At 73.0% G+C, this 19,564-nt stretch carries 20 protein-coding genes; 7 read left to right on the forward strand and 13 right to left on the reverse strand.

Going from position 1 to position 19,564, the window contains the following annotated elements; translation table 11 throughout:
* Positions 1-37 precede the first annotated feature (37 nt).
* Entirely contained in the window at positions 38-430 is a 393-nt protein-coding gene (locus EV383_RS07915; protein WP_130289299.1) for a DUF3054 domain-containing protein, read from the forward strand.
* Between the two features lie 83 nt (positions 431-513).
* Positions 514-1,371 (forward strand): type I methionyl aminopeptidase, encoded by an 858-nt coding sequence (gene map / locus EV383_RS07920; protein WP_130289300.1) that lies wholly within the window; start codon positions 514-516, stop codon positions 1,369-1,371.
* Between the two features lie 3 nt (positions 1,372-1,374).
* Here map and EV383_RS07925 read toward each other — a convergent pair whose 3' ends face one another.
* Both EV383_RS07925 and EV383_RS07930 read right to left on the reverse strand, forming a co-directional pair.
* A complete protein-coding gene (locus EV383_RS07925; protein ID WP_130289301.1) occupies positions 1,375-2,475 on the reverse strand; it encodes a winged helix DNA-binding domain-containing protein in 1,101 nt (366 codons plus the stop codon).
* Positions 2,476-2,510: 35 nt separating this feature from the next.
* Positions 2,511-2,933: a VOC family protein gene (locus EV383_RS07930; protein WP_130289302.1), complete on the reverse strand. Its 423-nt coding sequence runs from the start codon at positions 2,931-2,933 to the stop codon at positions 2,511-2,513.
* Positions 2,934-3,026: 93 nt separating this feature from the next.
* Here EV383_RS07930 and EV383_RS07935 point away from each other — a divergent pair, with 93 nt between their 5' ends.
* A complete protein-coding gene (locus EV383_RS07935) occupies positions 3,027-4,016 on the forward strand; it encodes a helix-turn-helix transcriptional regulator (protein ID WP_130289303.1) in 990 nt (329 codons plus the stop codon).
* Here the strand turns inward: EV383_RS07935 and EV383_RS07940 are convergent.
* Positions 4,009-4,893, reverse strand: a complete 885-nt coding sequence (locus tag EV383_RS07940; protein ID WP_130289304.1) for a helix-turn-helix transcriptional regulator — start codon at positions 4,891-4,893, stop codon at positions 4,009-4,011. The two genes, EV383_RS07935 and EV383_RS07940, sit on opposite strands and share 8 nt — an antisense overlap.
* 131 nt (positions 4,894-5,024) lie before the next feature.
* On the opposite strand from EV383_RS07940, the gene EV383_RS07945 reads away from it, so the two are divergent.
* Positions 5,025-6,005, forward strand: coding sequence for an aldo/keto reductase (locus tag EV383_RS07945; RefSeq protein ID WP_130289305.1), 981 nt, complete (start codon positions 5,025-5,027; stop codon positions 6,003-6,005).
* Between the two features lie 96 nt (positions 6,006-6,101).
* Here the strand turns inward: EV383_RS07945 and EV383_RS07950 are convergent, their stop codons facing one another.
* The 7 genes from EV383_RS07950 to EV383_RS07980 all read right to left on the reverse strand — a co-directional run bounded on the left by EV383_RS07950 (position 6,102) and on the right by EV383_RS07980 (position 13,129).
* Positions 6,102-6,569, reverse strand: a complete 468-nt coding sequence (locus tag EV383_RS07950; protein ID WP_130289306.1) for a peroxiredoxin — start codon at positions 6,567-6,569, stop codon at positions 6,102-6,104.
* A 132-nt stretch (positions 6,570-6,701) separates the two neighbouring features.
* Complete coding sequence (locus EV383_RS07955; RefSeq protein ID WP_242622962.1) at positions 6,702-7,535, reverse strand: DUF1295 domain-containing protein; 834 nt, start codon at positions 7,533-7,535, stop codon at positions 6,702-6,704.
* A 37-nt stretch (positions 7,536-7,572) separates the two neighbouring features.
* Positions 7,573-8,973 carry an SAM-dependent methyltransferase gene (locus EV383_RS07960; protein WP_130289307.1) on the reverse strand — a complete coding sequence of 467 codons (1,401 nt, stop codon included), beginning with the start codon at positions 8,971-8,973 and terminating at the stop codon, positions 7,573-7,575.
* 43 nt (positions 8,974-9,016) lie between these two features.
* Positions 9,017-10,330, reverse strand: a complete 1,314-nt coding sequence (locus tag EV383_RS07965) for an SAM-dependent methyltransferase (protein WP_130289308.1) — start codon at positions 10,328-10,330, stop codon at positions 9,017-9,019.
* On the reverse strand, positions 10,327-11,094 hold the full coding sequence (locus EV383_RS07970) for a DUF1365 domain-containing protein (protein WP_130289309.1): 768 nt from the start codon (positions 11,092-11,094) through the stop codon (positions 10,327-10,329). The genes EV383_RS07965 and EV383_RS07970 overlap by 4 nt, the downstream gene beginning before the upstream one ends.
* Positions 11,091-12,383, reverse strand: coding sequence for an NAD(P)/FAD-dependent oxidoreductase (locus EV383_RS07975; protein WP_130289310.1), 1,293 nt, complete (start codon positions 12,381-12,383; stop codon positions 11,091-11,093). The genes EV383_RS07970 and EV383_RS07975 overlap by 4 nt, the downstream gene beginning before the upstream one ends.
* Positions 12,380-13,129 (reverse strand): alpha/beta hydrolase, encoded by a 750-nt coding sequence (locus EV383_RS07980; RefSeq protein ID WP_130289311.1) that lies wholly within the window; start codon positions 13,127-13,129, stop codon positions 12,380-12,382. Before EV383_RS07980 ends, EV383_RS07975 begins: the two co-directional genes overlap by 4 nt.
* 228 nt (positions 13,130-13,357) lie before the next feature.
* Here EV383_RS07980 and EV383_RS07985 point away from each other — a divergent pair, with 228 nt between their 5' ends.
* Positions 13,358-14,179, forward strand: a complete 822-nt coding sequence (locus tag EV383_RS07985) for a lysophospholipid acyltransferase family protein (protein ID WP_130289312.1) — start codon at positions 13,358-13,360, stop codon at positions 14,177-14,179.
* Between the two features lie 8 nt (positions 14,180-14,187).
* Here EV383_RS07985 and EV383_RS07990 read toward each other — a convergent pair whose 3' ends face one another.
* On the reverse strand, positions 14,188-15,564 hold the full coding sequence (locus tag EV383_RS07990; protein ID WP_130289313.1) for a mycothione reductase: 1,377 nt from the start codon (positions 15,562-15,564) through the stop codon (positions 14,188-14,190).
* Positions 15,565-15,621: 57 nt separating this feature from the next.
* Here EV383_RS07990 and EV383_RS07995 point away from each other — a divergent pair, with 57 nt between their 5' ends.
* Positions 15,622-16,092, forward strand: a complete 471-nt coding sequence (locus EV383_RS07995; RefSeq protein ID WP_130289314.1) for a GNAT family N-acetyltransferase — start codon at positions 15,622-15,624, stop codon at positions 16,090-16,092.
* 6 nt (positions 16,093-16,098) lie between these two features.
* Here the strand turns inward: EV383_RS07995 and EV383_RS08000 are convergent, their stop codons facing one another.
* Complete coding sequence (locus EV383_RS08000; RefSeq protein ID WP_130289315.1) at positions 16,099-17,022, reverse strand: SCO6745 family protein; 924 nt, start codon at positions 17,020-17,022, stop codon at positions 16,099-16,101.
* Positions 17,023-17,178: 156 nt separating this feature from the next.
* Between EV383_RS08000 and EV383_RS08005 the strand changes: the two genes are divergently transcribed.
* Positions 17,179-17,646, forward strand: a complete 468-nt coding sequence (locus EV383_RS08005; protein WP_130289316.1) for a LapA family protein — start codon at positions 17,179-17,181, stop codon at positions 17,644-17,646.
* Positions 17,647-17,763: 117 nt separating this feature from the next.
* Here EV383_RS08005 and EV383_RS08010 read toward each other — a convergent pair whose 3' ends face one another.
* Entirely contained in the window at positions 17,764-19,221 is a 1,458-nt protein-coding gene (locus tag EV383_RS08010) for a DEAD/DEAH box helicase (RefSeq protein WP_130289317.1), read from the reverse strand.
* Between the last annotated feature and the right edge of the window lie 343 nt (positions 19,222-19,564).

Raw genomic sequence — 19,564 nt, forward strand, 5'->3', positions numbered from 1 at the left:
GCCGGGAACCCCTTGCCCTCCGGCCTACCCTGGTCCGGTGGCCCCCGCCCGGATACCCGCCCTCGCCCTCGCGGCCGACCTGGTCGCGGTCGTGGTGTTCGCCGCGATCGGCCGGGTCAGCCACGCCGAGGCCGACAGCCTGCTCGGGCTGCTCGGGACGGCGGCCCCGTTCGCGATCGGGGCCGGCGCGGCCTGGGTGTCGCCGTGGGTCCGCGCCGCACCGGCGAGCCTGCGCGCCGGCGGGCTCGTCGTCGCCGGGTCGGTGGTGATCGGGCTGCTGCTGCGCCTCGGGTTCACCGGCAGCTTGCCGTGGACGTTCGCACTGGTCACGGCCATCTCGTTGTCGGTGCTGATGCTGGGCTGGCGCGGTGTGGCGATGCTCGTCGCGCGGATGGGCGTGGCGGGGGAGCGGCGCACCCCGCGGGGGTGAACGGACGGCCCCGCACACGGTGAGCGCGCGGGTGAGCGGCGGCACCGGGCCGGGACCCGGCCACCGGACCTAGAATGGGTCCCATGTCCGCCCGCACGTTGCTCGTCCCCGGCACGCCCACACCTCTGCGTGAGGTCCCGGCGCACATCCCGCGCCCGGAGTACGTCGGGAAGAAGGCACCGGCCCGCAGCCGTGCCTCCGACGTGCAGGACGCGGAGACGATCGAGGCCATGCGCCACGCCGGGAGGATCGCCGCGCAGGCCCTGGTCGCCGCCGGCGAGGCCGTGAAGCCGGGCGTGAGCACCGACGACGTCGACCGCGTCGTGCACGACTTCTTCATCGACCACGACGTCTACCCCTCCACGCTGGGCTACCGCGGCTTCCCGAAGTCCTGCTGCACGAGCCTCAACGAGGTCATCTGCCACGGGATCCCGGACACCACGGTGATCGGTGACGGCGACATCGTGAACGTCGACGTCACCGGCTTCGTCGATGGCGTGCACGGCGACACGAACGCGACGTTCCTGGCCGGTGACGTCTCCGAGGAGGCCCGCCTGCTCGTCGAGCGCACCCGCGAGGCCACCATGCGGGCGATCAAGGCGGTGCGTCCGGGCCGCGAGCTCAACGTCGTCGGGCGCGTCATCGAGTCCTACGCCAAGCGCTTCGGCTACGGCGTGGTCCGCGACTTCACCGGGCACGGCATCGGTCGTGAGTTCCACTCCGGCCTGGTGGTGCTGCACTACGACCAGCCCGACGTGCACATCGTCCTCGAGCCCGGGATGACGTTCACGATCGAGCCGATGATCACCCTCGGCGGCATCGACTACGACACCTGGGACGACGACTGGACCGTCGTCACCAAGGACCGGTCCTGGACCGCGCAGTTCGAGCACACCGTCCTGGTCACGAACGACGGCGCGGAGATCCTCACGCTGCCGTGAGGCTCAGCGCGGCGATGCGGTGACCCGGACGCGCGTGCTCGCGCCCCCGGACAGGAACGCCGCGACCTGACGTCCCTCCTCGGCGGCGTCGGCGCGGTCGGCCCGGGAGAAGCGCCGTAGCGGGGTGACGACCACGGTGCCGGCCTCGACGGTCCACGTCGCCGCCACCCGTCCGTCGACGAGCACGGCGCGCTCCCCGTTCACCGACAGCCCGCGGTGGGCGTCGTCGATGATCCGGCTGCGGTCGTCGTAGCCGAGGATCGCGTTGTCGAACGCCGGCAGGAAGCGCACCGGCGCGGGCGTGTCCGGGTCGGGCCGTGGCGCGTCCGGGAGGTCGAGCAGCTCGCGGCCCCGCTCGTCGCGGAAGGACACCAGCTCCTCGCGGACGGCGGCCACCGCGGCGGGCAGCCCGGCGAGCCCGCACCAGGCGCGCAGGTCCGCCGACGCGGCCGGGCCGAACGCGGCGAGGTAGCGCCGCACCAGCGCCTCCCCGGCGGGATCGGACCCCTCGGGCGCGGGCGGGTCGACCTCGCGTCCCAGCCACGTGGCGACCGGGATGTTGTGCGCACCCGCCGTGACACCCCAGACGCCGCGCGGCGGAAGCTGCACGGTCGGGACGAGCGCGGCGATCGACGCCTCGCCGAGCACCCGCGGACCGGGACCGGGCCAGCGCTGCGCGAGCACCTTCCCGAGCCCGGTCATCGTGCGGGGCTCACCGTCGGACATCACCTCGCGGGCGGCCTCCGCGAGCTCGGTGAGGTCGACGCTGTCGAGCGCCGTGCGGTAGACCCCGAGGATCCGCTGGAGCAGCATCGCGTCGTGCCGGGACCGCCAGGCCAGGACGTTGTCGGCGGTGACGAGGTGCACGGTGCGCCGCATCAGGTGCGTGCGCACCACCCGCCTCTCGACGAGCAGGTCCGACAGCTCGGCCGGGTCGAACCCGCGCAGCCGCGACCACAGCCCGACGAACGGTTCCTGCGGCTCCTGCGCCTGCAACCCGCCGAGGTGCGACACCGCGTCGAGGACGCCGACGTCCGAGCGCTCGAGCAGGAACTGCCGTGCGAGCGCGGCGCGGTTCAACGCCCGGGTGTCGAGCAAGGTCATCGCGACATCGTCCCAGTGGTGTCGGGGGCGGGGGCTCAGCCGTTGTACGGCGCGATGACGTCGATGATCCAGGTGACGCCGAATCGGTCGGTCAGCTTGCCGTAGAGCGGGGAGAAGACCGCCGGTCCGAGTGGCACGAGGATCGTCGCACCCTCGGAGAGAGCCTTGAAGTAGCCGGTGATCTCCTCGGCGTCGGTCCCGCGCAGCGCGTGGTAGAAGGGGTTCTCGCCCGGGTTCCACGACAGCGAGTCCTGCACGTCGTAGGCCATGACCTGGAAGCCGTTCGGGGCGCTGACCTGACCCCAGACGATCTGGTCGGCCTGGCCGGGGCCCTGGCCGGAGGGCATGTCGCCGTAGGGGACGGCGATGATGTCGCCGCCGAAGACCGAGTGGTAGAACTCGAGCGCCTCCCGGGCGTCGCCGCGGAAGTTGATGTGCAGGGTGTTGGTGATGGCCACCGGTGTCTCCGTCCGTCGTTCCGTGCTGACGAGGACAAGATTGCCAGGCGTAGCGGTCAGCTTCTGTCCTCTACTTCCGGCAGTATCGAGTCCATGCTGGAGACCTCGGCACGACTGCTCTCGCTGCTCTCGTTGCTCCAGGCGCGGCGCGACTGGCCGGGGCAGCTGCTCGCCGAACGCCTGGAGATCAGCCCGCGCACCGTGCGACGCGACGTCGACCGCCTGCGTGAGCTCGGCTACCCCATCACGGCCACGAAGGGACCCGACGGCGGCTACCGCCTCGACGCCGGCACGGAGCTGCCTCCGCTGCTCTTCGACGACGAGCAGGCCGTCGCGCTCGCCGTCGCGCTGCAGACGGCCACCGCCACCGGTGCCGGGATCGCCGAGGCCGCGGCGCGCGCCCTGGCGACCGTCCGCCAGGTCATGCCGGCCCGGCTGCGACGGCGCATCGACGCACTGCAGGTCACCGCCGTCGAACGCCCCGGCGTCCGGGAGCGGCCGCAGGCCGACACCGAGGTGCTCGTGGTGCTCAGCGACGCCGTCCGCGTCCGAGAGGTGCTGCGCTTCGACTACGCGGCGCCCGGAGCCGAGCCGGGGGACGGGCCTCCGCGCCGCGCGGAGCCGCACCATCTGATCACCTGGGGCGGGCGCTGGTACCTCATCGCGTGGGACCTCGACCGTGACGACTGGCGCACCTTCCGCGCCGACCGGATCACCCCGCGCACCCCCAACGGGCCGCGGTTCGCCCCGCGCGCGCTGCCCGGCGGCGACGACGTGACGGCGTTCGTCGCGGGCCGTTTCCAGGGCTCCGGCGACGGCTGGCCGTGCCACGGCGAGGTGATCCTCGACCTCCCCGCGTCGCGGGTGTACCCGTTCGTCTCCGACGGGGTCGTCGAGCCCCTGCCCGCCACGGACGGCCGGGAGCGCTGCCGTCTCGTCCTGGGATCGTGGTCCTGGCACGGGCTGGCCTCGTCGCTGGGGCACTTCGACGCCGACATCGAGGTCGTCGGGCCGCCCGAGCTCGCCGACGCCTTCGCCCGCCTGTCCCGTCGCTACGCCGGCGCGGCGGAGTCGTTCAGCTGACCGGGTGCCCGGCGTTCCAGCTCCCGAGGAGGCGGACCGAGTCGGCCTCCGGGCTGCCGGGCTGCGGGGTGAAGACGGTCAGCACCTGATCGGTGGCCGTGCTGACCTGCAGGTTCTCGAACGGCAGGGTGATCGTCCCGACGAGCGGGTGCGCGAACGTCTTCGTCCCGCCGCGGTGGACGAGCACGTCGTTGGTGGCCCAGCGGGTGCGGAACTCCGCGCTGCGGGTGGAGAGCTGTCCGATCAGCTCGATCAACGCCGGATCGCTGCAGTGCCGTCCGGCCTCGGTGCGCAGGATCGCCACGGTGTCGCACGCGATCCGCTCCCACTCCGGGAACAGCGCCCGGGCGCGGTCCTCGTCGAGGAACAGGAAGCGCGCGGTGTTGAGGGTGCCCGTCCGGTCGAGGCCCGGCCCGTCGAACGCCGGCGCGTAGAGCGCCCGTCCGAGAGCGTTGACGGCCAGGACGTCGAGGCGCCCGTTGAACACCAGCGCGGGCAGGTGGTCCATCGAGTCCAGCAGCACCCGGACGCCGGACGTGACCGGGTCGGTCGCGACGACACGGCGCCGCCTGCGGGCCTCGGGTGCCAGCGCGCCGAGGAGCCGGTCGAGGTGGGCGCGTTCGTCGTCGTCGAGACGCAGGACGGCCGCGACGGCGTCGACGACGGCGGCCGACGGCCCGGTCGCCTGGCCGCGTTCGAGCCGGATGTAGTACTCCGGGCTGACCCCGGCCAGCAGCGCCACCTCCTCGCGGCGCAGACCCGTCACCCGGCGCCGTGACCCGCCCGCCGGCAGTCCCGCCTCGGTGGGGGAGACCCGTGCGCGGCGGGTGCACAGGAACTCGCGGACCGACGCCCGCGCCGCCTCCTTCTCGTCCATGTCACCAGCGTAGGCGGGCCCGGTACCCGGAGAGGGTCCCTGCGAGTACCCCTCTCGGCCGTGCCTGTCCGGGTGTCGCGAACCGGCGTCGTATGGGGCCACCACAGAACCGACACCACGGAGCAGCCACGATGAAGAACGCCACGCTCGGGACCCTGACGGTCTCCCGGATCGGCCTGGGCGCCATGACCATGGCCGGCACCTACCTCACCGGCGGCGGCCTGGACGACGACGAGTCGGTCCGCACGCTGCACCGGGCGTTCGACCTCGGCGTCACCCACGTCGACACCGCCGAGATCTACGGCCCGTTCCACAGCGAGGAGATCGTGGGACGGGCGATCGCCGGGCGCCGCGACGACGTCGTCGTCGCCACCAAGTTCGGGCTCGTCTCGCACGCCGGGGGCGGTCCCGGCGTCGCCGACAGCAGCCCGGTGAACATCCGCGCCGCCGTCGAGGGGTCCCTGAAGCGCCTGGGCACCGACCGCATCGACCTCTACTACCAGCACCGGGTCGACCCCGGCACCCCGATCGAGGACACCGTCGGGGCGCTGGCCGAGCTCGTCGCCGAGGGCAAGGTCCTCCACATCGGACTGTCCGAGGCGTCGCCGGACACGATCCGCCGCGCCCACGCCGTGCACCCGGTCGCGGCCCTGCAGACCGAGTACTCGCTCTGGACCCGCGACCCCGAGGCCGAGCTGCTCCCGCTGCTGCGCGAGCGTGGCATCGGTTTCGTGCCGTACTCCCCGCTGGGCCACGGGTTCCTCACCGGCGCGCTCCGGACGCCGGACGACATCCCGGACGACGACTGGCGCAAGACCAACCCGCGCTTCGTCGGGGAGGCGTTCGTGCAGAACCTGCGGATCGTCGACGAGGTCGCGGCCGTCGCGGCCGAGGCCGGTGCCACGACGGCGCAGATCGCGCTGGCCTGGTTGCTCGCCCAGGGCGACGACATCGCCCCGATCCCGGGCACCCGCCGGGTCGCCCGGGTCGAGGAGAACACCGCGGCCGACGCCGTCGTCCTCACCGCGGACCAGCTGGCGCGGCTCGACGCCCTCACCCCGGCGACGGGGGAGCGGCACGACGAGGCGAACATGGCCGCGATCGACCGCTGAGCCGGACCTCCCGAGGACACCGGTGCGAACGCGAGAGGCGCCCCGGACCGCGACCGCGGTGGGGCGCCTCTCGTGGCGTGCGGGAAGGGCGACGCGTCAGGCGGCGGCCTTGTGCTTGCGCAGGGCCTCCAGGGCCTCGTCGGCGTGCATGTCGAACTTCGACTCGCTGCCGATGTCGGCGATGATGCGACGGTCCTGGCCGATCACGAACGTCTTGCGGCGGGTGTGCAGCCCGCCCGGCAGCCAGGCGCGCCATGCGCCGAGGGACTTCGCGACCTTGTGCCCGGTGTCGGACAGCAGCGGGAAGCCGAGCTGGTTCGACGTCGCGAACATCGACTGTTTGGTCACGTTGTCGCTGGAGATGCCGACCGGCTGCGCGCCGAGCCCGGCGAACTCGCCGGACAGGTCCCGGAAGTGGCAGGCCTCCTGGGTGCAGCCGCCGGACGAGGCGATCGGGTAGAAGAACAGCACGACCGGCCCGTTCTCCAGCAGGACCGAGAGCTTGCGCGGGGTGCCGGTCTCGTCCTGCAGCTCGAAGTCGACGACCTCGTCACCGATGGCCATGGGTGTTCCTCCTGTGGGGCGGGCGTGCCTCTCGTGGGCCGCCATGATCGCGTGTGCTCGCCGGGGTGTTCGTGCCGGGCGGGCCGATCGGTTCAGCCGCGACGTCCGGCGTCCGGGGACGCACCGATCGGGTCAGCTCGCGTCGGCCGGCTTCTTCGGCGGCAGCGGGAAGAAGCCGCTGGTGCGGCGCACGTACTCCTCGTAGCCGGGGCGGCGCTTGCCGATGCTGCGCTCGAGCAGCTTCGCGCCGGTGCCCCTGACCAGGTTCACCGTGATCAGCGCGACGCCGATCAGGCCGAGGACCCCGGCGAGGTGGTGCAGCGCGATCAGCCCCAGGCCCCACCAGACCGCGGCGTCGCCGAAGTAGTTCGGGTGCCGGGTGTAGCGCCACAGGCCCTGGTCCATGACCTGGCCCTTGTTCGCCGGGTCCGCGGTGAAGCGGGCGAGCTGGGCGTCGCCGACGGACTCGAAGTAGAACCCGACGGCCCAGACCAGCGTGCCCAGCACCGCCGTCAGGATGCCCCAGAACGCCGAGGCGTAGCCGTAGGCGGCGAACTGCACCGGCAGCGACACGACCCACATCACCACGCCCTGCGTGAGGTAGATCTTGCGGAACGCGTAGAGCGTGACGTTGCCCTTCGCCCGGCCCAGCATCTCGACGTAGCGCTGGTCCTCGGGCTTGCCGCGGTTGCGCTTCTCGATGTGCCAGGCCAGGCGCAGCCCCCACACCGCGGTCAGCACCGTGACCAGCCACTGCCGCCAGGCGTCACCCTCGCCGTTCGCGGTGACGAGGGTGACGACGGCGATCAGCGCGAACCCGGCGCCCCACACGACGTCGATCCCGTCGTGCCGTCCGCCGCGCACCTTCACCGCGACGAACAGCGCCACGGCCATCAGCACGAGCACGGCCAGCGCGCTGACCCAGAGGTTGGTCAGCAGCGCCGACCACGGGAAGGGGCTGTTCACTGTCGACACTCGATTCGTCAGGGCTCCACTGAGGAGATCATCGTGTCGTAGCGGTGTCCGCCTCGCGAGCCGAGATGTGCGCCGTCCCGGCCTCGGCCGGGGTGACGTCCGCGGCGAGACGGTCGAGCGCCGGGTCGGCACCGAGCGTCGCGGCGCGGCTGCGCGGCAGCCCGGAGCGCCCGTCGGCGCCGGGGCGCACCATCAGGATCTGGTGCACGCCCATCCGGTTCTCCTCGAACGCCAGCGCCGCACCGGCCAGATAGAGCAGCCAGATCCGGAACTGCTCCTCGCCGATCATCCGGACGGCCTCGGAACGGTTGTCCTGCAGCGTGTCGAGCCACGGCCGGACCGTCCACACGTAGTGCTCGCGCAACGAGTGCACGTCGACGACCTCGTTGCCGGCCCGCTCCAGGAACCCGATCGTCTCGCCGACCGGGCGCATGTACATGTCCGGTGCGACGTAGGACTCCATGAACGCGCCGCCGCCGGGAGCGTTGTTCTCGCCCACCGCGCCGCGCGACATCTGCTGGATCAGCAGCCGGCCGTGCGGGCGCAGCAGCTTGTGCAGCTGCGCGGCGTAGACCGGGTAGTTGTCCTGCCCGACGTGCTCGCCCATCTCGATCGAGGAGATCGCGTCGAAGGGCTGGTCGGGGATCTCGCGGTAGTCCTGCAGCCGGATCTCGACCCGGTCGGACAGGCCCGCCTTGCGCACGCGCTCGATGCCGTAGTCGCGCTGCTGCGCCGAGAGCGTCACACCGACCGCGTGCACGCCGTAGTGCTGCGCGGCGTGCACCAGCAGCGACGCCCAGCCGCAGCCGACGTCGAGCAGGCGCATCCCCGGCTTGAGGCCGAGCTTGCGGCAGATCAGGTCCAGCTTGTCGCGCTGGGCGTCGATGAGGCCGTAGTCCGGCCCGGCGTCCTGGGTCCAGTAGCCGCAGGAGTAGGCCATCTGCGGGTCGAGCAGGAAGCTGTAGAACTCGTTCGACAGGTCGTAGTGGTGGCTGATCGCGGCCCGGTCGCGGCGGCGCGTGTGCAGCCCGCCCGAGAGCACCGCCTCCGACGCCGGTGGCTTCGGGTTCGGCCCGATCGCGCGCAGCCGCAGTGCCGTGCGCAGGGCGTCGAGCTTCTGGGCACGGTCCATGCGCGGGGCGCCGTTCCCGGAGCGGGCCAGTCTCCAGAAACGGGACAGGCCGTCGGCGATGTCGCCCTCGAAGTCGAGGTCGCCGGAGACGAACGCCCGGGCCAGGCCCAGCTCCCCGGTGTTCCACAGCAGACGTCGCAGCGCCCGCCGGCGGCGGATGATCACGACGGGGGCGGTCGGATCGTCGACGGCCCCGGCCTCGCTGCCGTCCCAGGCGCGCAGCCGCACCGGCGGCGGCGAGCCGAGGACACCCTCGATCAGGTTCGCCAGCTGCGCGGCGACGGTCGGCTTGGACACGGTGTTCTCCCTGGAGACGGGTGCGGACACGGGAATCGGCGGGTCAGAAGGACGGGCGGCGCTGCAGCGAGAGCTGGAAGACGTCGAGGTACCCGACGCGGAAGCCGGCCTCGCAGTAGCCGAGGTAGAACTCCCACATCCGGCGGAACGTCTCGTCGAAGCCCATGTCGGCGACCTCGGACCAGCGCGAGAGGAACGTCTCGCGCCAGTGCCCCAGGGTCCGGGCGTAGTCGTAGCCCAGGCTCCGGCGCTCGGCGATGTGCAGCGACGTGTCCTGGGCGAGGTTGTGCTCGATCGACTCCACCGAGGGGATGAGCCCGCCGGGGAAGACGTACTTGTGGATCCAGGTGTAGTCGTTCTTGGACACCACGAGCCGGTCGTGCGGGATCGTGATCGCCTGCAGGCCGACCTTGCCGCCCGGCTTGAGCAGGCGGTCCAGCGCGCCGAAATATGTCGGCCAGTACGCCTCGCCGACGGCCTCGATCATCTCGACGCTGACGACGGCGTCGTAGCTGCCCTGGGCCTCGCGGTAGTCGCGCAGCAGGACCTGCACCCGGTCGGCGACGCCCTCGCGCTCCAGCCGCTCCTCGGCCAGTGCCTTCTGCTCGGCGGAGATGGTCAGCGTGGTGACCCGGGCTCCGCGCTGGGCGGCACGGGTGGCCAGGCCACCCCAGCCGGTGCCGATCTCCAGGACGTGCATGCCGTCGCGGACGCCGGCCATGTCCAGGATGCCGTCGATCTTGCGGCGCTGGGCGTCGGCGAGGTCGTCGCTGCCCTCGGCGAACCAGGCGGCGCTGTAGGACATGGTCTCGTCGAGGAACAGGGCGAACAGGTCGTTGGACAGGTCGTAGTGGCGGTGGATGTTCTCCCGCGACCCCTCGACCGTGTTCACCTCCTCCTTCGGCTGGCGGGCCTCGACGTAGCGCCGCGCCATCCGCTGCAGGACCGGCGGGATCAGCGTCGAGAGCTTCGCCGCGAATGGTGTGAGCAGGCCGGGCAGGTCGGTCGTCGTCCAGTCGCCGACCATGTAGCTCTCGCCGAAGCCGATCTTGGAGTCGACCCCCATCCGGGCGAAGAACGACGCCGGGCGCTCGATCCGCATGACGGGGGAGTCCGGGCCGCCGGCGCCGATCCGCTCCCCGCCCGGGAATACCACGCGCACCGGCAGGGTGCGGACGGCGCGGCGGAACAGGGTCTCGGCGATCCGGGCCTTGGCCGGGGCCACCGGCGGGGTCGCGAGACCCGGCCAGACGCCCTCGTTCGGACGCGGGACGGCGCGGGTGGACGGACGGGCGGCGGCTCCGTTGCGGAGGCGCGGGGTCGCGGTGGCCTGGTCGAGATCGTGCGGAGTGGTCATCGCGTGACCCCCTTCTGCGGGCGGTGCGTGGGACGTGGGACGACGGGCAGCCGGCGCAGCCACAGGGCGATGCCGTGCCGGCGGATCAGGGCCGAGGTGCGCTGGGTGACCAGCGGGCGGCGCAGCACGGTGCGCAGCACCTCCCGCGTGGTCGCCGGTCGGCGGCACCCGGCCAGGGTGGCGGTGAGGGCGATGGAGTCGTTCTGGCGCAGGGTGATCGAGACGGCGAGACGGTCGGTCGGCTCGCGCAGCAGCATCGAGTACTGCCCGTCGACGGTCATGAACGGCGAGACGTAGAAGTCCTTCTCGACGCTCGCGCGGCCCTCGGGGTCGGGGTGGAGCAGGTAGCAGTGCCGCTCCCCGTAGGTGTTGTGCACCTCCGCGATCACGCAGGCGAGATCGCCGTCGCGATCGTGGCACCAGTACACCGAGATCGGGTTGAACACGTACCCGAGCACGCGGGCGTGGGCGAGCATCAGCACCTGCCCGCCGCGCAGGTCGATCCCGTGCACCGCGAGGTAGGCGTCGACGTTCTCCCGGATGGTCGAACCCGGGTCGCCGAGGTGGTCCTTCGCGCGGAACCCGGCGAAGGGCCGCAGCCAGGCGGGCAGCCGCGGCATGTCGTCGAGGTCGACCAGCCACAGGTAGATCGGGTGACTGAACCGGTAGTCCTGATCCTTGCGACGGACGTGCCGCACGACCGAGTCGTAGATCGCCGGGGCGAGCGTGGTCTGCTCCGGCTCGACGCGCTCGGGGGCGGTCATCGGGGCCATCCCGCCCCCAACGACTCCGCCGCCCGGACCCCGGAGACGCAGCCGTCCTCGTGGAAGCCCCAGCCGTGGTAGGCCCCGGCGAACGCGGTCATCCCGGTGTTGAGCTCCGGCAGCCGGCGCTGCGCGGCGACCGACTCCGGGGTGTAGATGGGGTGCTCGTAGTGCATCTTCGCGACGACCGCGTCCGGGTCGACGCGGCCCGAGCCGTTGAGCGTGACCACCCAGTCGTCGGGGTCGGTGAGGCGCTGCAGCCGGTTCATGTCGTAGCTGACCAGCACCGGAGTCTCGCTCGAGTCGCGACAGGACGGCTTGAGGTAGTTCCACGACGCCCGCGCGCCCTTCGAGCGGGGCAGCAGCGAGGTGTCGTGGTGCAGCCAGACCTCGTTCGGCGAGTACTCGAAGGACCCCAGGACGTCGCGCTCGGCGTCGGTGGCGTCGGCGAGCAGTGCCAGCGCCTGGTCCGGGTGGGTCGCGACGACGACCCGGTCGAACCCGTGCACGGCGTCGGCGTCGTCGCGGACCTCGACGCCGGCCGGGGTGCGCAGCACCGACCGGACCGGGGTGGCGGTGCGGACCGCGCCGAGTCCCTTGACCAGGCGCGCGACGTAGGCCTGCGAGCCGCCGGTGACCGTCCGCCACTGCGGCGAGCCGCCGATGCCGAGCATCCCGTGGTGGTCGAGGAACGTGAACAGGTAGCGCGCCGGGTAGCTCAGCGAGATCGCGGCGCCGGCCGACCAGACGCACGACACGACCGGGATCATGAAGTGCTCGACGAAGTAGCGGGAGTAGCCGCCGATCGCCAGGAACGCCCCGAGGGTGACGTCGCCGGCCTGGTCACCGTCGTCCAGCAGGCGCCGCGCGTGGCGGTGGAAGCGGACGACCTCGCCGAGCATCTTCAGGTAGGCGGGCCGGGTCACGTTGGAGGCCTGCGGGAACAGCCCGCCGAGCTTCTGCGCCCCGGCGTACTCCAGCCCGCAGCCGTCGCAACGCACGCTCATCGACATGTCCGAGTCCTGCGTCGGCACACCGAGGTCGCCGAACAGGCGCAGCAGGTTCGGGTAGGTCCGGTCGTTGTGGACGATGAACCCGGTGTCCACGTTGGTGACGCCGCCGTCGGAGGTGGTCAGCTCGTGGGTGTGGGCGTGGCCGCCGATCCGGTCGTCGGCCTCGAACACGGTGACGTCGTGGGTACGGCTGAGCAGGTGTGCCGCAGTGAGTCCGGCGACGCCGCTGCCCACCACCGCCACGGTCGGGAGGCTCGTCGTTCGGGCCTGGCTCATCGGGCTGCTCCTGTCAGTGCGGTGCGGAGGCCGCCCGGGGCGGGCTCCTGCATGGCTTTCGTAATGACACGGTCGAGGGGTTCGACCCCGAGCTCGCCGAGTACGAAGCGGCGCACCAGGGACGACCAGTCGGCGGCCCGGCGCAGCATCGCGTGTCCGTCGCCGAGCACGTCGAAGCGCGCGACCCGGTCGGTGACCCGGCGGGCCCGCACCGCGTAGTCGAACGACGCGGCCGGGCTCGTCATCCGCTCCCGGTCCCCGTGCGCGATCAGGACGCTGCGCCCGGCCAGCTGCTCCACCGGGTCGCCCTCGAGCCACGGCGCCAGCGCGCAGACCGCCACGACGCCGGGCTCGCCGGCCGCGCGCAGCACGGCCCGTCCGCCCATCGAGTGCCCGAGCAGAGCGATCGGACGCCCGGGGTGCCGGCGGGTGATCTCCCCGACGGCCCAGGACGCGTCGCGGTAGGCGTCCATCGCCGCGCCGTTCCAGCCGCGGTAGCGGTAGCGCAGGAGGTAGACGGCCACGCCGCTGCCCGTGTCGTTGCGGTACGCCCGCCCGGCCCGTTCGAGCTGCTGGGCGAACGGGACCATCCGCCAGTACGTCAGGCGGCGGCGGGCTCCGGTGTCGCGGCCCTGCGAACGGCCGCCGTGGGCGACCAGGACGACGGCGGCGGGATCGGGATGGCGGTCCCCGACGACCTCCAGGGAGGCGACGGGCCCGGTGACGGGGGACTGGGGATCGGGCATGGGGACCTCGCTGACACGCTCCGGCACACCGGAGTACCGGGTAGGACTCGCAGCGGTGTTCGGACCACCGGCCGTCGTGTGGACGACGACTGCGACGCAGGTCACAACCGGCTCACACATCGGACCCGATCTTCTCCCGGGCACCTCGATCCGACCAGCGGTCGTGAGCGAACATGTGACCATTCACCCGTCCTCGGTGGCGGGGACTCCGATAGGAGGGGGAGTGGCATGGGTGTCCCACCGGCGTTGACGGTGTGGCAGCGGATCCGGCTGACGCTGGGCCGCCGCCGTCGCGGCTCGGGTTTCTGGTTCGGCTTCGCGATCGAGGTGATCTGGCCGTTCGTGATGTGGGGGACCCGTCTGGGCTGGCGCGGCGGGGAGTACCTGCCGCGCACCGGCGGGGCGATGCTGGTGGCCAACCACGTGTCGTCGTCGGACCCGATCTTCGACGTGGCGTTCGGCATCTCGCACGGGCGGATGCCGCGGTTCATGGCCAAGTCCGAGCTGTGGTCGATCCCGGTCGTCAAGTGGGTGCTCGGCCGCGGCGGGCACATCCCGGTCTACCGGGCGTCGAAGCGGGCGGCGGAGTCGTTCACCGGGGCGATCGACGCCCTGCAGCGCGGCGAGATCGTCGCCGTCTACCCGGAGGGCACCTACACCGCGGACCCGACCGGCTGGCCGATGCGCCCGAAGAACGGCGTCGCCCGGATCGCCCTGCGTTCCGGCGTCCCGGTGATCCCGATGGCGAACTGGGGCAGCCAGAACGCCCTGCCCGCGGAGGGACGGCCGAAACTCTGGCCGAAGCAGACCGTCAGCGTCGTCCTCGGGCCGCCGGTGGACCTGTCCGAGTTCCGCGACAAGCCCCTGACCCGGACGAACCTCGACGCCGCGACCAAGAAGATCATGGACGAGGTGACGGCGCTGCTCGTCGACCTGCGCGGTGAGCCCGCTCCGGCCGTCCCGTTCGACCCGGACGCCGTCCGCGACCGCGCGGTCGACGCATCACCCGGTCAGACCGTCGACGACCGGGCGCAGCGCCCCGCGAGCTGAGCGCCCGCTCAGATCTCCAGGCCGAGGAGGGCGTTCTCGACGACCTCGGGCAGGGCCGGGTGGATCCAGTACTGGCCGGTGGCCATGGTCCGGGCGTCGAGGCCGAACTGCATGGCCTGGATGAGCGGCTGGATCAGCGTGGAGGCCTGCGGGCCGATCAGGTGCGCGCCCAGCAGACGGCCGGTGCCCTTCTCGGCGATGATCTTGCACAGGCCGGTGGTGTCCTCCATCGCCCAGCCGAACGCGACGTCGCCGAAGTTCTGGACCTTCACGGTGTAGTCCAGGCCCTGGGCGATGCACTCCTCCTCGGTCAGCCCGACGGAGGCGATCTGCGGGTCGGTGAACACCGCGGCCGGGACGAACCGGTGGTCGATCTCGCGCAGCGCGTCCGGGTTCGCCAGGTTGTGCCCGACGATCTTCGCCTCGGCGTTCGCGACGTGCTTGAGCTGGTGCGGTGAGCTGACGTCGCCCAGGGCCCAGACGCCCTCGGCCGACGTGCGCTGCTGCGGGTCGGCGACGATCCGGCCGTCCGGGTGGGTCTCGATCCCGGCGGCGGGCAGGTTCATCCGGTCGCCGTTGGGCAGGCGCCCGGCCGCGACGAGCAGTGTGTCGCCGGTGACCTCGGAGCCGTCGTCGAGGGTGATCCGGAAGTCGTCCCCGGTGCCGGTGACGGCGGTGATCTGCGCGCCCAGGCGGCAGTCCCAGCGGTCGGCGGCGATCTCGGTGAAGCGCTCGGCGATCGTGGAGTCGAGGTGGCGCAGCAGCTTCGGGCTGCGCGCGATCACGGTGACCTTGCTGCCCAGCGAGGAGAACACGTGCGCGAACTCCGAGGCGATGTAGCCGCCGCCGAGGATCACCAGGTGCTCGGGGACCGACTCCAGGCGCATCACGGTGTCCGAGGTCTCGAACGGCACGCCGGACGCCTCGACCTGCGGCGGCACGAACGGCCGGCTGCCCGCGGCGACGACGACCCGGTCACCGGTGATCGTCTCGGTGCCCGAGCCGTCGGTGGCCTCGATCTCCAGCTCGCGCTCGCCGGTGAACGTGGCGTGCCCGAGGTAGACGGTGATGTTCGGGCTGCGGTTGACCCGGTAGTCCTTGCCGCCGGAGGAGATCGGGTCGATCCGGCCGAACACACGGTCGCGGATGTCGGTCCAGCGGACCTTGTCGATGCTCGCATCGACGCCGTAGCGGCCCGCCTCGCGGACGAGCTGTGCCACGTCGGAGGCGTAGACGTACATCTTGGTGGGGATGCAGCCGACGTTCAGGCACGTCCCGCCGAAGATGCCGTGCTCGACGAGCGCGACGTCGAGGTCGGCGAAGCGTTCGTCGAGGAACGTGTTGCCGGAGCCGGTACCGATGACGACGAGATCGTGGTGGCGCACCCGCGCGAGGCTAGCCGCTCGTTTCCGTACGGGCACATCGTCTGGTACCAACCCCGGGTGACTGTGGACACGAGGACCGCGACCCTGCGCCGGAGCTGGGCACTCGACCTGGACGTGCCGGCGTTCTACGCGCTGTTGCGACTGCGGGTCGACGTGTTCGTCGTCGAGCAGAACTGCCCCTACCCCGAGCTCGACGGGCGCGACCTCGAGCCGCGCACCCGCCACTACTGGCTGGCGGGCACCCCCACCGAGGAGGACCCGGCGCCGGTGCTGGGCACGTTGCGCCTGCTCAAGGAGCCCGACGGCGGGTACCGGATCGGGCGGGTCTGCACCCGCGCCGACGCCCGGGGCCGCGGCCTCGGGGCGCAGCTGATGAGCGCCGCGCTGGCCGAGGTCGGCTCCGGGACCTGCGTGCTCGACGCGCAGGAGCACCAGGTGCCGTTCTACGAGCGCTTCGGCTTCACCGCGACGGGGCCGTCCTTCCTCGAGGACGGCATCCCGCACGTACCGATGGTCCGCAGCCGGTAGGGGCCGTCAGCCCGCCGCGCGCTTGCGGACGTCCGGCGGGAACGCCCCGGCCTCGACGCAGCGCGCCGACCAGGCCGCCAGGCGTTCGGTGACGGGGCCCAGATCGTCGCCGAGGGCCTCCAACAAACCGGTCTGGGTGTCGTCGGACCGGGCCTCGACGTCGTCGCGGAAGCGCCGGCCGGCCGCGGTCAGGGCGGTGTCGGCGCCGGAGCCGGTGATCAGTCCGTCGTCGGTGAGACGGCGGACGGCGGCGTCGGAGGCCTCCTGGGGCCAGGCGCGGGTGCCGGAGTACTCGCCGAGCGGGTAGCCGACCCACAGCTCGGACAGGATGCCCATCCGCACCGGGTCCAGCCCGGCCGCGACCGACGCCGCGATGTGCCCGTCGCCGCGGTGCTCGCGCACCAGGTCGGCGGCGCGCCAGAGGCGGCCGAACGGGTCGGACAGGCGCGGGCGGGAGCGCAGGGCGGCGAACAGCGGGCGGCCGGTCCCGTCGACGGCGTCCACGGCGCGTTCCAGGACCGCGGCCGTCTCGGCGACGTCGGTCTCGTCGCCGTGCAGCGCCTCGCGCAGGCCGGCGGCCGTCTCGGTGTCGCGGAGCTCCTGGAGCTCGTCGAGGGGGAGGAGCTTGCGCCCCGCGTCCCAGGCCCCGGCGAGGAAGCCGGGCTCGAAGACGGCGAACGTCGACGCGACGAGCGCTCCCGGGACGTCGCCGAGCGCGGCCCCGCGGCCGGTGACGTAGGCGGTGAAGAAGTCGTGTCCGTGCGCGGCCAGGGCGTTGCCGACCCGCGTCGACCAGACGGCGTGCATCGCGACCGGCTCCAGGGCGTCGCGCAACGCGCGGGCGGCCCCGGCCGCGGCGACCGGCTCGGGGACCGTCACCCCCTCCGGGGTCTCGGTGAAGAACGCCGCCACGGCTTCCTGATGATCCATCCCGGTACTCCTCCTCGGCGTCGTCGTCGACGCTCCGCACTACCCGACCGGGGGACAACGCTAGCGCGGGTCGGCGGACGCCGTGGCGATCATGCGGGATACTCCCCCCGCACCGACGGACACCCGCGTCGGACGACACCGAGGGGCGCGAGGGCGATGAAGGACAAGCGACGGGACTCCGGAGCGGACGATCTCCCGGCCTACGGCCGCGTGGGGCCGGCCGACCCGACGGCGGACCCGGCCACCATGCCGGCGATGCGCGTCCCGGGCTCCGAGCAGGCCACGGTGGCGGTCCCGACCGGGCACGCCGGACCGGCCGAGGAGGACCAGCCCGTCGGGGACGACACCCCGACGGTCGGACGTCCGGTCCCGCCGTCGACCACGCGCACCCGGATCAGCGGGCTCTGGGCCGGGCTGATCCTCTCGGCGATCGTCGGGATCTTCCTGCTGGTGTTCATCCTGCAGAACACCGACCCGGTGCGGATCACGTTCCTGTGGCTCGACGGCTCGTTGCCCACCGGGGTGGCGCTGCTGTTCGCCGCGATCGCGGGGATCCTGCTGGTCGCCATCCCGGGCACCGCCCGGATCCTGCAGCTGCGCCGCGTCGCCAAGCGCGGAGGCTGAACCGGTCCGACCGGAACGGGCCGATCGGGTCCCGAGGGGTCCCCTCGCGCACGGTGGCGTGGTGAGGGGACCGCTCGGGGCGTCCACCCGCGTCAGGGGTGGGTGCGCCCGAACCGGTCAGCGGTTCCGGCCGCGTCCGGGCTGCGAGGTACCGCCGCCGGCCGAGGAGAACCGCACGATCGAGCCGCTCGAGTCGCGCCCGCCGCCCGAGGCCGACGCCGATCGCGCACCACCGGAGGAACGCGATGCGCCGCCGCCCGAGCGGCCACCGCCCGCGGGGCGCCCGCCGGAGCGGGTGCCACCGGCGGTGTCGCCGCCACGAGCGCCGCCGGAGCGTCCACGCCCGCCACCGCCGGAGCGGCGACCGGCCTTCGGAGCAGGCTGCGGGGGCTTCGGCGGCTCGGCCACCGGGACACCGGAGGGCATCCGCGCCCCGGTCACCTCGGCCAGCGCCGGCGAACCGGGCCCGACGGAGGTGACGGTGGCGCTGACCCCGGCCTGGCGGGTGAGGTCGTCGACCTCGCGACGCTGGTCCGGGGTCACCACGGTGACCACGACGCCGTCCTCACCGGCGCGGGCGGTGCGCCCGGCGCGGTGCAGGTAGGCCTTCGGGTCGGCCGGCGGGTCCACGTGCACGACCAGGCCGACGTCGTCGATGTGGATGCCGCGCGCGGCCACGTCGGTGGCCACCAGCACCGGCACCTCGCCGGTGCGGAAGCCGTCGAGGGCCCGGTTGCGCGCGTTCTGCGACTTGCCGCCGTGCAGCGGCCCGGCCACGACGCCCTCGCGGCGCAGCGTCCGGACGAGCCGGTCGGCGCCGTGCTTGGTGCGGACGAACAGGATCGTCCGGCCGTCGCGGGCCGCGATCTCGGCGACGACCCGGCCGCGGTTCGCGTTGTCGACGACGAGGACGTGGTGGTCCATCGTCTCGACCTGCGAGGTGGCCGAGGCGACCGAGCGGGTCACCGGGTCGGTCAGGTACTGGCGGACCAGTGCGTCGACGTCTCCGTCGAGGGTCGCGGAGAACAGCAGCCGCTGACCGTCGCGCGGGGTGAGGTCGAGGATCGCGCGGACCTGGGGCAGGAACCCCATGTCGGCCATCCGGTCGGCCTCGTCCAGCGCGGTGATCGTGACCTCGGACAGGTCACACGTGCGCTGGTTGGTGTGGTCGGTGAGCCGGCCCGGGGTGGCGACCAGCAGGTCGACCCCGCGGCGCAGCTCGGCGACCTGCTTGTTCATCGACAGGCCGCCGACGACGACCGCGGTGCGCAGGCCCAGGGCCTTCGCGTAGGGCTCGAGGGCGTCGACGACCTGGGTCGCCAGCTCGCGGGTCGGCACCAGAACCAGGCCGCGCGGGGCGGTCGGGCGGGACCGGCCGCCGCCGAGGCGGGCCAGGATGGCGAGACCGAAGGCCAGCGTCTTGCCGGAACCGGTCTGGCCGCGGCCGAGCAGGTCGCGCCCGGCCAGGGTGTCCGGCAGCGTCGCGGCCTGGATCGGGAACGGGGCGGCGAAGCCCTCGGCGTCCAGCGCGCGGGTGACCGACTCGGGCAGGCCGAGCTCGGCGAACGTGGGCATCCCGGACTCCGGGACCGTCCACAGGGGCGGCTCGGGACGGGCGGGGGTGCGGGTCGCCGGGGCGGACGCGGGCTTGCCGCCTCCGCCGCGCCGGCGGCCGCCTCCGCCACCGCCGTTACGGGGGCGTCCGCCCTCGGAACGGGCGGGACGGGGGGTCCCTGCGGAGCGTGCCCCGGTCGAGCGGGCACGGCGAGGGGAAGGGGATGTCAAAAGGACCTCCGTGACGTGGCACGTCGCGCGGAGGGAAGCAGGCCGCGAAGCAGCCGCAGAACTCTCGAGGACGGGCCCGGGTGCCCCGGCGCCGTCGTCGGCGCGAGCACTCCGTGATGGGTGAAGCAGTACG

This window comes from Pseudonocardia sediminis, from assembly GCF_004217185.1.
GTDB classification, from domain to species: Bacteria; Actinomycetota; Actinomycetes; order Mycobacteriales; family Pseudonocardiaceae; genus Pseudonocardia; species Pseudonocardia sediminis.